Source organism: Aeromonas finlandensis (assembly GCF_000764645.1).
Taxonomy (GTDB): domain Bacteria; phylum Pseudomonadota; class Gammaproteobacteria; order Enterobacterales; family Aeromonadaceae; genus Aeromonas; species Aeromonas finlandensis.
This window is the reverse complement of sequence record NZ_JRGK01000288.1, coordinates 1-14565: the sequence shown is the minus strand read 5'-3', so window position 1 is coordinate 14565 and position 14565 is coordinate 1. Positions and strand designations below refer to the sequence as shown.

Below are 14565 nucleotides of genomic sequence, written 5' to 3'. Positions count from 1 at the left end.
GGCTAACCGAGTGGGGGTATTGCCTTTTGACTGGGGTACTGTGGATGAAAACAATAATTGTCGTGTTTATCTTAAATTAAATTCGGACCCTGGTAATCGCGGCAGTTAAATAGATTATGTAAATGCTCATATTGGTCGTTCAACTGAAGAATCATGGAAATATAATCGCTTTCATTATAAATATTCCTCAAGTCAGAATTTTTTAGATAAAACAGAGTATTATATTGCTGGCCAAGAGAAAAATGCTCACGATTTATTGAAAGATATCGATATAGCTGAGACCATTAAGGCAATAAAGAACCCTTTAGAAACTTGGGATGATATCTTTATCCCTAAAGAATATTATAAGACGCAGCTTTTCCCTGAGCGTGAAACAAGGGTATGTGATTTTACAGACATTGATTATGTTCCTGATAATCCTGGTCGTAGTAAGATCGGGGCACAGCGATTGCTCTCTACTCCTGTTGGACAGCCTAAGGCGGTCAGTGGAGAAGAGCCGCTGCTACAGTGTGAAGATGGCCAAGTCTGGAGCGATCGGTTGGGACGTTGCGATACATTAACAAAAACGTGCCGTGATGGAACCTATCTGACTCAAGGTGAAGAAGCGGATGGTTGTATTTGCTATGTACCCTACCGCCCTAAGATTTATCAGGGAATGTGTCTGCGTACCGACGATGGTAATGCAAGTGCCCATACGATTCAGCTAACCAGTAAGGGGGCCGAGCTGGTACAGCAGGTCAATATGATGACGGCAGAAGGGAATACCTTTATTTCACCGGCGATGATTGAGGGGGCGGTCTCACTGATAAAGCAGGGTAAAAATTCGCGACAAGTGCTGGTAGTTATTTCCGATGGCGAGGATTTTCCGAATGTTAAAATCTCCAAAGAGCTGATTAATGCCGGACTATGTGAAACGATTCGTGATGGTCTGACCACGGAGAATGCTTTGGGGAAACTGGTGTTTATCGGTATTGGTTATCAGCCGGAGTTACTACCACAATGGGAGCAGTGCGTGGGCAAGGATAATCTCTTCTTCCCAGAGACACTTGACGAGCTGAAAGAGTCATTGCATCGTGCAGTCTTTGAGGAGGTAGGGCGTAATACCATTAAATAATAATGGTATGTACAACCTACCAATCACCTTATACGAGCCTCTAGCCGTTAATGTCAGTCAGCTAAGTCTGACTGGCATTTTTTTATTATTTTTTCACACTGTACTTGGCCTTGTTGTGAATTTCCCCCAGTACCGAGGACTCCTCGTAGCCTTAAAATGAGGCAACTATTGGAGGTGTTATGACCCGTCAGCGTTATCCAGAAACATTCAACATCTAAGCTGTCACACAAATCACCGAGCGCGGGCGGCCAGTGGCTGACGTTGTACGAGACATCGGGGTATCCAGCCACAGCCTGTATGCATGAGTCAAGTCGTGCGATAAGCCCGCCGAACGGCGCCAAGTCACCGAGGTACGTAACATTTTAGAGGAGGTGGCCGCGTACTTTGTCAGCGAGTCAAGGAAAGGTATGTATTCATAACGTACAGACTCGATCGGTGCAGTGTTGTTCCCCTGAGCCAAATCCTGGGGGTCGCCGAGTGACTTCTACTCGTTGCTGAAAAAGCCAACATCGCCACGACAGCAGGAGGATGAACGACTAACGGGGTTGGTCACGCAATCCTGGCAGGAAAGTGGTGCTGTCTATAGTTATCGCAAGATCCATCAAGGCCCTCGTGACTTGGGGGAAGCCCGCTGCAAGCACCGTGTGGCCAAATTAATGAGGTGGGAAAGGCTGCATTCGCAAACTGCTATCAGCGCAGCAAGGGGCATTATGGGGGTAGGTGCCAGCAGGCTGCTCCGAACACGTTGTCTCGTCAGTTGAAGACATCTCCTGGGTGACCGATACCTACATCCCTACTCAAGAAGGGGGGCTGTAGTATTAGACCTGCTCTCTCGCCAGATCGTCGGCTGGGTAATGAAGCCACACATGACTGCAGACTTGGCGGTTGATGTGTTGTTGATGGCTGTTTGGCGGCGCAAGCCAAAGTAGCCGGCACTGGTGCATTCGGATCAGATCAGGGCTGGGCAGTTAGTTTACCGGTGGTGAATTGCAGGACTTTCTGAAGGTCCACAACCTGAGTTGCAGTATGAGCCGACGTGGTAACTGCCGCGACAATGCTGTCGCCGAGAACCTCTGGTGTCATGGTTCCAAGGATGGGCTGTCACAATTAGAGTTTGAAAAGCAGTTTATTTTTCAGCAACAGAGTATCTGGAAAACCAAGGGCGATTCAGTCTACTCAGTTAGTTCCATTCAAGCTGAATCGATTTTGGCAACAAAGCACCTTTCAAGGAAACCGTTTGCCGACAAGCGGGTATATTAACAACTAATAATATAAATTAAGAGATGATGAGAGTTATTGATTTGTCATTTGCCCATTATTGTTAAATGATGCAGTCGTTGTATAGAGGGGGCGTAGGAATGCCAGTTATACCCCTTAGAGCATATGGAACGTGGATAAGCCGGATTTTAGTTTAGCAATCATCTATTAATTCAGGCATACAACAGCTGATCTATATGTCGACTATTAGTACGATAAACTATATGTCATCATGATTAATAGATTAATAATATCAATAGATTGCCAATGTGTTATCTTATAAATAAACGGAGTTTTAAACATGAAAATGAATAAATTAGCCACTGTAATGGGTTTGAGCGCTATAATGATGTCTGCCATGGCTTTTGCTGACGAGCCTACTAATAGTGCTGATGCTGAGGGCAATGACAAAGCAGTGATGGAAGCTTTTGCATTGGTCAATAAAGATGGCCTGATTGTTGATGAGAACGGCAAGGTGGTAGACAGCTTTATTGTTCAGCTCAAACACCAAGGCAATGATCAGAATATGTCAGGTTCACCGACTGTGGGGGGCTCTCCGGTGCAATTGTTTGTGCAAAGCAATTCAAATAAAGAAGGTGAAAAAGTTTCTGTGTCTTTTAAGAGCCAAGACAATAGCGATTTTACCAAGCCGTTCTTTATTAAAAATGCTAATAATGCAAAGATGGATTTCACAATTGCTGTTGCTGGTTCATCGGAAGAGCTGTCAACTTCTAGTGACAAAGCCGAGCTCATCTTGAGCGAAAGACATGGTAATGGTTATCGTGCTCCTCTGGGCGTGACGCTGACAAGTACTGATGTATATAGCACCTATGCAAGCGGATATTATAAGAACAATTTCCTGGTGCTGGTACAGGCTGATAATTAATTTTAACGCCATGTGTTTTGGCATGAAAATTAAAAAAGCCTCTTATTTAAATTAAGGAATCAGCCCATCCGATAAAGATGGGCTTTATTGTTATGAATACATCTGAAATATGTCGGGTATTAATATCGGTTACTATCATCGGAGTTGCTGTTTCTGGCTGTCTTTTTATATCTGACAATGTCCATGCTGCGGCTGCGAAGAACATCGAGTGGCCACTAAATGTTGTATACCACCATAAAGGCCCTATAGACAGAGATAGAAGCTTTACATTTTATTACGATGGTAAGGTTGTAGGTTCTGAAATTATTTCACTTGGGCAGATGACTGCCAGTAGTGGGTGGGATAAGTTTAAAAAAACTACAGAAGTTTTCCATTTGGTGAGTAGTGAAAGTGAGCGCGAAAAAGTGGATTTGAAGCTGGTTCCAACGGCAGGACGAGACTGGCAAAATAATAGCGCACCAGAACTTACTATGCGAGTGCGAGCCAACTTCACTCAAAATGGAAAACCGGATGATCAAGGCGGAGCAACCCTTGTAGATTATCTTGCCTTAGGTAACAGTGATACGCGTACTATCAGTAATGGTTTTCAACTCTCTTTTGAGTCAGCGTTGCGTAAAATGGACTATGCCAGTGGAAGATATGTGGGTCGCTATGAATTATTTATAACTCCCCGTGGATAGGTCTGATTTATTTAAATGCATCACAACGTTTTACTGTCTGCTTCATCCAGATCATCAGAGATGCAAATCCAGAAGGTAGGGTAAAATAATAATATGTACAGTTATAAAGAAATATTCAGTGCCGGAGTGGTAACTATTTCTTCTTATACCTTGTTGACTCCAGCACTGGTAGCCGCCGCATCTTTGGGAGTACCTCCCGGATTTGAAGATTTGGCGCAAGAGAAGCAACCTGCAGTTGTATTAATGAGCCTGGCTGATAGCTCCTTGGGCAATGTCAATGTACGTTATAATCAGACAGAATTAATCATTGATGACCCTCACATTGTGACGTCAGAGATCCTTAACAGTTTAAAGGCCCGCCTGAGTATAACGGAAACAGATTTGCAGACATTATTGTCGCAGCCGATTACGCGTCAGGAAGAGCAACGGGTGAATGCAGCCATGACCACGGCAGTGGTTATTATTGATGAGGATGATCTGTCTGCCAGACTGGTTTTGCCTGCCAGTACTTACCGTAGTGGAGGGGTGGAAAACAGCGACAGTGGCTATATCAACTACCGCAACGAGCCGGGTTTTGTGCACCGCCATCGTTTTAATAACAGTAACAATCAATCCAGTAATGTTATTAGTTTTAACAGTAATGACACCCTCAATCTGACCGGAAACAGTTATTTTTCCACTAACTGGTATGTAAACCATGCCAATAACCATCTGAGTGACAGCCGCTACTCCAGCAAGGGTTTTGACGAGGCTGCCCTATATGTGGAGCAGGAGCAGACTCGCTATAAATTGGGGCGTCAGCAAAGCAATGATAACTATAATGGTAGTCTACCCTCTCTGATAGGTAGCAACAGTTTTTTGAGTCTGGTCTCGTTTGATGGTGGCTCGGTTGGTTATAACGACAGCTACAATATGGAACGTAGACAAGGCTCCGTTACACCGATTGAACTGTTTATGCCAGTGGCGGGGAGTGTTGAAGTCTATTCGCAAGGGCGTCTGATCGCTACGCAGAATCTTGCCGCCGGCCTGCAACGACTGAATACTGAGCGCTGGCCGCAGGGTGTGTATGAGGTGACGCTGGTCAGCAACTTCAGTACTGGTGCCACTGAAACCACCACCCGTCGCTTCTCCAAGCACTCGGGACGTTTTAGTGCCGGTAAACTCGAATACCTGGTGCAGGGTGGGCGTTACGATACCTACCGTTATCTGGATCCGCTCTGGCTCGATCAACCGGAAAATGAGTATAGCCCCACGCGTGTTGATGCCAAGAATGAATTTGTTTATTCCGCACTGGCTTATACAACAGAACAGGGTATTTCACTGGGCGGTGGTACTTTACGGGATCAGCACAAGTGGTATTTTCACTCAGGCATCAATGTGCCGACAAACTTTTTCCTGTTTGATCAGATCTCAGTAGATGGTTTTGTGGGTGAGCAACGAAGTCACGGTTATAATACCCGCTTGTCAAAATCACTGCCATTAATCAACTATAGCCTCTCTTATCAGAAAGCTCGCTATCTGGTGGATGATTATGGCTTTAGTAATGCAGGTCTTATCTCAGGTAGTGATGGTGAGTATATTTCTGCCGATGTAGGAGTGCCACTGCCTAATAACTTTTCATTACGTGGAAGTTATAGTGCTAATAGAACAACAAGTCGTAGTGACAATTCCCGTAATTATGACATGGCCTCGGTTTATCTGAACCGTTACTTTACCTTGGCAAATGATATCACAATGTCATTTGATTTAGGTTATAGTGAGAATAGTTCTAATACGGTTGGTTATGACAATAATAATTCACGTGATAGCCGATTTGAAATGCGTCTATCATTCAGCCAACGGAGTAGAAATGATTATGGCCCCCAAACTTTGGGTCTGAACACTACTATGCGTTCAGGCCGGGCAAACAGCTATGGTACCAGTATCGATCAGAGTTTTGATAATCCGTCATTCGATCCGAGTGCGCGCTATGCTCTATCAGCTAGTGTAAACTATGATGATCACCAGACAGTTAACACCTCGTTAATAGCGAGAGCAAACAACCGTTTTGGAACATCTGATATTGGTGGTGCTTTTAATAGTGGTAGTAGTGACAAGTTCTGGAATATGTTTGTCTCCAATAGCAGTGGTTTTGCCATCAATAAAGAGGGGTTTGCCTTTGGTAACCTCATGGAAGACAGTGCTCTATTGGTTGATGCCAAAAATGTCCCTGTTGGTGAATTTATTCAGGTCCGCAGTCAGAATGGTTCAGCAGTGGTTGTGCCAGGGGGGGAAGTGACCACTCTGGGCTTGGAGCCCTATAGTTCGGCAATGACACAGTATGACCAGTTGTTTCTGGGGGATTTTACCAGTTCATTACAAATCTCGTCACAGGCGCCATCGGTTCATGTGCTGCCGGGACAGAGCTACAACGTTAAACTTAGTGCCCAGAAAAGTCAGACGGTAATCGGTCGCCTGCTACTACCTAATGGTGAGCCACTGTCCCAGGCTTATATTACCGGTGGTCAAGCACTCACCAATGAACGTGGGTTCTTTGTTGCAGATTTTGTTATGGAGAGTGGCTCTGAACTTCATGAAATAAAAGCGAAAGTAATTGATAAAACATTCAACTGCCCAATCAATATGGATAGAAGTAACTCTGTTCAAGGGCTCATTCAATTAAGTGAGGTATATTGTGAAATTATGTAATAAGTTGCTGACAAAATTAATGATGTCATCTGCTCTGATGCTGACTGTCGGCTTGTCGACGGTAGCACATGCGGTTGCAGTATCACCGATTATCAAGACGATTGCAGCCAATACCGCCAATGAGAACTTTGTTATGGTGCGTAATACCAAACAGGATGAGGTAGAGTACATTCAGATGGATCTGTTCAAGATCCTCAATCCAGGGGAAGGGCAACAGGAGTTACTGGAGCCAGAACTGGAAAAAGCCAATCCAACAATTGTGTTCTCCCCCACTCGGTTGGTTCTCCAACCTGGAAAAGAGCGCAAAGTCCGCCTTCTACCAATGAAATCAGTTGCCCATGAAGAAGTTTTCCGCCTACGGGTGATCTCTGCGCAGCCTCCAGTGGACCCATCTGAGGTTGACTCCAAAACAAAGGCAGCTGCATCAGCTATTACCATGAATATTGGTTATGACATTCTGGTACGTCTGCTGCCTGTAGGAAAACATGTTCAGCAGGTTAGTGTGGATTGCAGTGCTGGCCACTATAAACTGCAGGCTACAGGCAATGTGCGTAGTGAATTAACCAATATTGTGGCCGACGGGATTAAACTGGACAGTTTTAATATTTATCCAACCCGTGAGCGAGCGTTGACACAGAGCAAGAGCATCTCTTTTGAACTAGATGGTGAAACCTATAACTATCAGGGTTGTGTATTGGAGCAGTAATCAATGAGCAAGCATAACACATTACTTATCGGCGCTTGTTTAGGTCTTGGTCTGTGCTATTTCCCACTGTCAGCTGGTGCTTCAGTGGTAAAAGAGGGAGATATTACTGTGCGGGTAGTAAGAACGGGCCCAGACCGCTACGAAGCACAAATGAGCGGCCCAACGGTGAGCAGCCGTGGTGCGATAACCAGTATTCTGTTAGATCCCCGTGAGCATACTCAGGGTGATCATCTTCATATTGAGCCCATTACAGAAAGCGATCATTTTGGTAAAGCTCGTCGTTTTTCGCTGATGGTGCAGCCCCATAATATGGGGCAGTGTGAAGGCAGTGAGCTGGTCGGTAAGGGGGATCTTGCCAGTATTCGTCTGCCGCTGGCGCTGTTTGCTGGCATTCAGCAAGAGCGCGGCCGACAGAATTATAACTGTGGTACAACTCAGGAGCAGGCTATTGGGTGGGGCCAAGAGCTGGGTATGGTTGTAGGCGTTGGCAATCGGTTGGCTGCTGCGGCTCAGCTGGAGGGAGCCAAATTTTCGGAGCTGAACCGTTATTATGGTCAGCGGGTACTGTTGGGGAAGGTCACAATTGATATGCTGCATTCCGGCAGTCGCGAAATAAATACGCCGCATAACCTGAGAGCAGAAAGCAATATCTACCTTGATTTTAGTGGATTAAATGTTGAGCTGGATGATTTTCTTAATGTTACAGCGAAAACTCCATTTATTTATGGAATGTTATTGAATCCCGGAAAGGTGGCGCATCAGACTTTTGGTATCAACATCACACAGAATAATAGAGTTTCTGATAATATTGCCAGAAATCGTGTCAAGGCCAATGATTTCTTCGTGCGATTTCAATCAAAAAATGGTGGCTCTAAATTTTTACTCAAATCAGAAGATGGAAATTATTCGCTGGCTTATAGAGTGGAAAAGGAGGGGGTAATATGGAACGACTCAAGCACCAGTCACCAATTTCCATTAGAATCGATCGATATTAGCAACTGGGATTTCATGATAAAAACCGATATCGTCGATACAACTCTTGCATCGGACACTATGCTTTCCGATACATTAACTGTGATTATGAGTCCAACAGGTTAATTATGGCTAATAATAAGTACATTCTGTCACTACTGCTGTCTTCGACTGCTTTCACCTCTTTCCTTGTCAGCGCAGGAGTTAGCAATGATTGCCCTGCTGGTGTTCTACAAGGGTCACTCTGTCAGCAGTTTTTCATAGGTGGCAAAGTAACTGCGCAGACTGAGGTGACCGGGCCGACCAGTGTCACCTTGTCTAGAAAAGGGAATTATATTGAGGGAGAGACATCAGACTTTATTTTTAAAACAAATGAGAATGACATAAAATCTTTTGCAATTGAATGGGCAGGTTATATAATGCTGTCAGGAATCGTTGGATTGAGTAATATGACGCAGAATGGAAACCTTGAAAAATGTACTTACAGCAGCGCAGTACCAGCAGGCTTCCCTCTTAATTTTTATTATAGTTACAATGGTGGAGGGTACACAGGCCCGGTCAAGAGGGCAGTTGGTAATAAAGATATAATGAAAGTTACTGTTAATGAGGGGGCTCCTACCCCCTTTAAGTTGAAGTTTCAGTCAGTTGCCAGCTTTGCAGATACTGGTTTAGACAAGCTAAGACCAGGTGATAGATATGGCTGTAATTATACGTTAGTGATTAAGCCATTAACCTCGTAGTTTATATTAAGGTTGTAGGAGTTGTCTCGCTGACCGACTATAAATATATAACGGGAGGCGGGGCAATACACTCGGCTTTAAGTAATTATTGTCCGGCATAAATATTGACTCTCAGTTTGATAAATCTCCTCTGCGTATGTACGCTCAAGAAGAGCGTTACATTGCGGAGTAAAGCAAGTAAGAGATGTTAAAGTAGTCTGAATTTTTATGGCAAGCACACATCTTGGAAACACTTTCCACTCTGAAATCAGGTCTTCCTTTAGAAAACTAACATCATTCCTTCAGAATGCCTATCAGGATGTTTATCTTCGCGATGTCATTGTTATGCCACATGGCTAACATAATCTAATCCTCTTTGAGGGTAGATTTGTTGTCTGATAGTCCAGGATGAGAGAAAAATAAGAGCTTATAAGATTATATGAGTACAGTATTGCGCAGTACTAGGGTTAACATGTTTGACATCCAGTCGTATTGAATCGCTATATAAACGATCGATGTGTCGCACGATTTATACTTCAGCTACGAGATGAGTGGTTCCGAATGGCTTGGGATGCTTTCAATTGTTTGTTCAACAACATCTTGGCATCATAAAGTTAAGGTAGGAAATTAAAATGGGGTTATGGCTACGGAGTTGTATCAATTTTGCAGAAAATATTAGATGTTTTCTTAATAATAAAAACGGAAGCGCCGCGATACAGTATGGTGTAATGGCTACAGTTGTAGCAGGTGTCGTTGTTGTCGCCACAGACACGCCAATATTCGATACATTTAACTCGCTAAATGAATGCTCACCCGATACATTAGCCAATCCGCAGTGGAATGAAGATCTTTTAATAGAACATCTCTGTGGAGCTTATGATCTCGCCAGCGATTTTTATTCTCAGCTGGGTGGGGATGACGGGTCTATATTGCCTGATGTTCTTGAGGAATACCTCTCCAAGCTTACGGGCGAGTTTACTCATGTAATAGGCATGATTGAAATTTGGTTTTCACAGATTGTCGACGTATTGATGGATAAAAGTCAATAATAATCCAGGTGATTAAGTTTTTATCAGCCGTCTGCTCTCAGTGCAGCATTCAAGGGCATTAATAGTAGTTAGTAGTTAGTAGTTAGTAGTTAGTAGTTAGTAGTTAGTAGTTACTTTTTCATTGTCTCAATCTTTCCAGGAGAGTTATTATGTTTATCAATCTGTCTTCTCGTGTAAAAGCGTTCTTCAATGACACGAAAGGGATCACTGCGATCGAGTATGCTCTAATCGGTGTAGCGATGGCCACCGCCCTGGCACTCATTCTGGGCAGCAAGGATGGCACCGATCCTGGCACTCTGACTCACGCCCTTAAGGGTTCCTTTGATGCCATTGGCAAGAGCATCTCCAACTATAGTGGCAACTAATAGATAGATAATTCGGGCTGCATTGCGTGATGACAAGTTCATATCTAGTGCTCAGTTAAATCCGGATAGGTTAGGCAGTTACTCTGATTTTATTGGCGAGCTCCCTTCATTCATTTGAGACGGATACTGTCCATTATAATCCATCCGCTAAGAACGGATAGCCTTTTACTGTTTGCTGGAGCGTATTAACCCGCAATCTAGAACAATTTCTCCTTGCAGCTATTTTATCTGTTGATTCTACAAATCTTATTATTACAAGACACCGGCCTCAAGCCGGTGTCTTTTTTGCGCAAGGTTATTACACACTTTCTGCTGTATCAATATCAGACCCTGCTTGAACATGTCCCAAGAGGCTTACCCCATCTTCTGGTCCAGATATGGGCGTTGGACGTTGTGGTGTTCCAAGTGGTCGGTGACTCTATGAATTTACGCTATATGGTCATTTTGTTATGAACACAGCAATCATCCGTAGTGTTAGATCAACCAAGGGAGTGTGGCCTTGGCGGTGTCGGAAATTGCTTCTGTCAGCTCTGGTCGACTATTTAATAGCTGTTGGCTCAACAGCTCGATCACCAGCATTGCACTGATCTTGGAGTGAAATGAACCCGCAGTCAGCGGCCCTTCCGGTTTAGCTGCAACCAGCAACTGATCAGCCTGTGTGGCGAGCGGGCTGCGACTGGTGTTGCTGAGCACTATGATGCTTGCGCCATGCTCCTTGCCCAGTTGTACTGCATGAAGCAGGTCTTTGGTCGAGCCCGAGCTGGAGACCGCTATCACCACATCCCCCGGTTTCAGGCTAGTCGCGTTCATCGCGGCGCGATGCATATCACTGAACTGCTGGGCTGATATGCCCATACGCAGTAAACGATAAGCCAGGTACTCACCGATAATCGCACTCGCAGCAACACCATAGATCTGGATCTGGCGGGCCTTTTCCAACAGTTCGGCACTTTGCAACAGTGCGTGCTGGCTGACCAGGGCCCCGGTATCTCGTAGCGCCGCCACACTCTCCTCAATCAGAGAGCTGAATGCGCCAGTCGCCGATGCTTGGGGCTGGCTGGCTTGCTCCTGCTGGGTTTCCAGAGCCAGCGCCATTTTGAATTCGGTATAGCCACGGCAACCCACACCACGGCAGAGACGTGTCACGCTGGCCTCGCTGGTACCGCTCTCACGGGCAAGTTCGGTGATGGTCAGGTAGAGCACTCGCTGGGGTTGTTCCAGCACAAATTGCCCCAACCGCTGCAGGGTCTGGCTGTATGTGTCGAGTTGATGGCGAAGTAGCAAGAGAACACGTGGTGTCTCTACAGGTTGATTCAATGTGGACTCCTTCAGGGGAGAGAGGATTCAAACTGTCATGATTTTAACGCGATTCACGCTATGAATGTGAGAGCGGTCACGGCATAAAAATAATTATCATGACATTTTGTTTTTTGTGGTAAAAATTACCACCAATGCAATTCACTCGTGGAGATTTTTATCATGTCACTGTCAGAGAAGACGGGAAGCAGCCCGTTTTTCGAGAATGCACAGCGTTTTGGCAAGTCATTTATGTTGCCGATAGCTGTGTTGCCTGCTGCAGGCTTGTTGTTGGGGATTGGTGGATCGCTTTCCAACCCGAATACGCTGGTTGCTTACCCGTTTCTGGATGTGCCCTGGTTGCAAGGGCTGTTTATGTTGATGGCCGATGCTGGTGCCATTGTGTTTGCCAACCTGGCGGTACTGTTTGCCGTGGGGGTCGCTGTGGGGCTGGCCCGCTCTGACAAGGGGACTGCCGGTCTCTCTGCACTGCTGGCCTATCTGGTAATGAATGCCAGTATCAGCACCTTGCTCAAGCTCTCCGATACCCTGGCGAGCGGCAATCTGGGGGCGGCAGGTCAGGGGATGGCGCTCGGGATCCAGACGCTGGAGACCGGCGTATTCGGTGGCGTGGTGGTCGGACTGATGAGCTATTGGCTGCACAGCCGCTACAACAAGGTGCAACTGCCACAGTTTTTGGGCTTTTTTGGCGGTTCCCGTTTTGTACCTATCGTCTGTTCACTCGCCGCCATTGTGCTGGGGTGTGTGATGTACGTGGTCTGGCCCCATTTCCAGAAGCTGATCTTCGGGATGGGTGGGCTGGTAGATGCCACCGGTTATCTTGGCACCTTCATCTACGGCTTTGTGCTGCGGATGCTCGGTCCATTCGGTCTGCACCATATCTTCTATCTCCCGTTCTGGACCACCGCACTGGGTGGCAGTGAGCTGATCAACGGCCATCTGGTGGAAGGAACCCAGCGCATCTTCTTTGCGCAGCTGGCCGATCCCAACACTGTGCAGTTCTATGAGGGGACGGCCCGTTTCATGTCCGGCCGTTTCATCACCATGATGTTTGGCTTGCTGGGCGCGTGTCTGGCGATATATCACTGCGCTCGGCCCGAGAACAAGAAACGGGTGGCAGGCCTGCTCATTTCGGCTGCTCTGACTTCGTTCCTGACCGGGATCACCGAACCTATCGAGTTCTCGTTCCTGTTTATTGCGCCACCGCTCTATGTGTTGCACGCCTTCTTCGACGGCCTGGCATTCATGCTGGCGCACATGCTTAACATCACTATCGGACAGACCTTCTCCGGTGGTTTTATCGACTTCATGCTGTTTGGTGTGCTGCAAGGCCAGGCTAAAACCAACTGGATGCTGGTTCCGTTGGTGGGCGTTCCCTGGTTCTGCCTCTACTACATTTCATTCCGTTTCATGATCCAGCGTTTCAAGTTCAAAACACCGGGACGTGAAGATCAGCAGGCAGAGACAACGGAAGCGGTCGGCGCTGATCGTGCCAAGGCCATCGTTGCCGGACTTGGCGGCGCGACCAACATCAAGGATGTGGATTGTTGTGCGACCCGGCTGCGCATCTCCGTACATAGCGGGGAGAGCGTCAGTGAGGGGTTGCTAAAGCAGACCGGTGCGCTAGCTGTAATCACCAAGGGCAATGGCATCCAGGTTATCTATGGCCCGCATGTCACCATTATCAAGAATGAGATCGAGGAGTTATTGGGCGCATGAGTTGTACAATGCTGAACCAAATCAAAGGCAAGTTAATCGTATCCTGTCAGGCGTTGGAGGATGAACCGCTGCATAGCGACTTCATCATGGGCAAGATGGCCTTGGCTGCCGCCCGTGGTGGCGCCAGTGCTATCCGGGCAAACAGCGTGGTGGATATCAAGGCGATCAAGCAGGAGGTCTCCCTGCCAGTGATTGGGATCCTCAAGCGGGATTATCCCGGCTCTGATGTCTATATCACCGCAACCATGCGGGAAGTGGACGAGCTGATGGCCGCAGCGCCTGAGATGATTGCGCTTGATGCCACGCTCCATCAACGCCCCGACGGGCTGACATTGGCTCAGATGGTGGAGGCAATTCGCGCACGCTATCCACAGTTACTGCTGATGGCCGACATCGCAACAGTAGAAGAGGCGCAGCATGCAGAGCAATTGGGCTTTGACTGTATCGGCACGACGCTTCATGGCTACACGGCTGAGACTCAGGGCCACAAGCTTTATGACAATGATTTTGCCTTCCTGCGCTCTGTGCTTGAGGCGGTCAATAAGCCTGTTATTGCGGAAGGGAACGTCAATACACCGCACATGGCTGCCCGCTGCTTGCAGCTAGGCGCTCATGCAGTCGTTGTTGGCGGTGCGATTACTCGTCCACAACAGATCACCGAGCGCTTTATCGAAAGCATGGGGTTATCACAATAATCCGCTTTGAAGACAATTAAAGCTCTGCCAAGACCGTTATGGTGTAAGTATTTACAGAGCAGAATATATTGAGAGAGGGCTATAGCCCTCTCTCAATATTCCAGACTCAAGACGTTTTAATATTCCACAGCTGATATGTATTACGATTTATTGCGAAAATCATTATTTGACGCAAAAAAAAATATTGCAAGACATGAAATAATTAATTCTAGTAAGCTGGTTACAAGTCAGAATAAAGTATAGAATTTGCAAGTCGAGTCCCAAGGCACATCAATGTTAGGGTTGGAGGCAAACCCCAAGGCTCAGGAATAACTGAGCTATCACATACATACAAATTCTTATAATCAGTTCTCAGAACGGAATCAACATGCCTTCCAATCGCCACTGTCCCTCCAGGA

At 46.3% G+C, this 14565-nt stretch carries 13 protein-coding genes and 1 pseudogene; 12 read left to right on the top strand and 2 right to left on the bottom strand.

Annotated elements, in window-relative coordinates:
* Positions 1-256 precede the first annotated feature (256 nt).
* From LD28_RS23200 to LD28_RS0117980, 10 genes and pseudogenes are all read left to right on the top strand, one after another.
* Positions 257-1114: a hypothetical protein gene (locus LD28_RS23200; protein WP_156120306.1), complete on the top strand. Its 858-nt coding sequence runs from the start codon at positions 257-259 to the stop codon at positions 1112-1114.
* 230 nt (positions 1115-1344) lie between these two features.
* Positions 1345-2374, top strand: a pseudogene (locus LD28_RS22625) (IS3 family transposase).
* A gap of 298 nt (positions 2375-2672) precedes the next feature.
* Positions 2673-3257 (top strand): hypothetical protein, encoded by a 585-nt coding sequence (locus LD28_RS0118005; protein ID WP_033138300.1) that lies wholly within the window; start codon positions 2673-2675, stop codon positions 3255-3257.
* A 92-nt stretch (positions 3258-3349) separates the two neighbouring features.
* Positions 3350-3937, top strand: a complete 588-nt coding sequence (locus tag LD28_RS23195) for a hypothetical protein (RefSeq protein WP_156120305.1) — start codon at positions 3350-3352, stop codon at positions 3935-3937.
* A 93-nt stretch (positions 3938-4030) separates the two neighbouring features.
* The gene (locus tag LD28_RS22620; protein WP_081959609.1) at positions 4031-6625 is read left to right on the top strand and encodes a TcfC E-set like domain-containing protein; all 2595 of its coding nucleotides are present in this window, start codon (positions 4031-4033) and stop codon (positions 6623-6625) included.
* On the top strand, positions 6612-7331 hold the full coding sequence (locus tag LD28_RS0117990) for a hypothetical protein (protein WP_156120304.1): 720 nt from the start codon (positions 6612-6614) through the stop codon (positions 7329-7331). The genes LD28_RS22620 and LD28_RS0117990 overlap by 14 nt, the downstream gene beginning before the upstream one ends.
* 3 nt (positions 7332-7334) lie before the next feature.
* Positions 7335-8429: a hypothetical protein gene (locus LD28_RS23190; RefSeq protein ID WP_156120303.1), complete on the top strand. Its 1095-nt coding sequence runs from the start codon at positions 7335-7337 to the stop codon at positions 8427-8429.
* A 2-nt stretch (positions 8430-8431) separates the two neighbouring features.
* Complete coding sequence (locus LD28_RS23185) at positions 8432-9043, top strand: hypothetical protein (protein ID WP_156120302.1); 612 nt, start codon at positions 8432-8434, stop codon at positions 9041-9043.
* A gap of 707 nt (positions 9044-9750) precedes the next feature.
* Complete coding sequence (locus LD28_RS23180) at positions 9751-10071, top strand: hypothetical protein (RefSeq protein ID WP_156120301.1); 321 nt, start codon at positions 9751-9753, stop codon at positions 10069-10071.
* A 149-nt stretch (positions 10072-10220) separates the two neighbouring features.
* A complete protein-coding gene (locus LD28_RS0117980; RefSeq protein WP_050514365.1) occupies positions 10221-10436 on the top strand; it encodes a Flp family type IVb pilin in 216 nt (71 codons plus the stop codon).
* Between the two features lie 474 nt (positions 10437-10910).
* Here LD28_RS0117980 and LD28_RS0117970 read toward each other — a convergent pair whose 3' ends face one another.
* Complete coding sequence (locus LD28_RS0117970) at positions 10911-11753, bottom strand: MurR/RpiR family transcriptional regulator (protein WP_033138294.1); 843 nt, start codon at positions 11751-11753, stop codon at positions 10911-10913.
* A gap of 162 nt (positions 11754-11915) precedes the next feature.
* On the opposite strand from LD28_RS0117970, the gene LD28_RS0117965 reads away from it, so the two are divergent.
* Together LD28_RS0117965 and LD28_RS0117960 are read left to right on the top strand one after the other, a co-directional pair.
* Complete coding sequence (locus tag LD28_RS0117965; protein ID WP_033138293.1) at positions 11916-13472, top strand: PTS transporter subunit EIIC; 1557 nt, start codon at positions 11916-11918, stop codon at positions 13470-13472.
* Between the two features lie 8 nt (positions 13473-13480).
* Entirely contained in the window at positions 13481-14167 is a 687-nt protein-coding gene (locus LD28_RS0117960; RefSeq protein WP_241462316.1) for an N-acetylmannosamine-6-phosphate 2-epimerase, read from the top strand.
* 220 nt (positions 14168-14387) lie between these two features.
* Here LD28_RS0117960 and LD28_RS24010 read toward each other — a convergent pair whose 3' ends face one another.
* Positions 14388-14552 (bottom strand): GMC oxidoreductase, encoded by a 165-nt coding sequence (locus tag LD28_RS24010; protein WP_081959611.1) that lies wholly within the window; start codon positions 14550-14552, stop codon positions 14388-14390.
* Between the last annotated feature and the right edge of the window lie 13 nt (positions 14553-14565).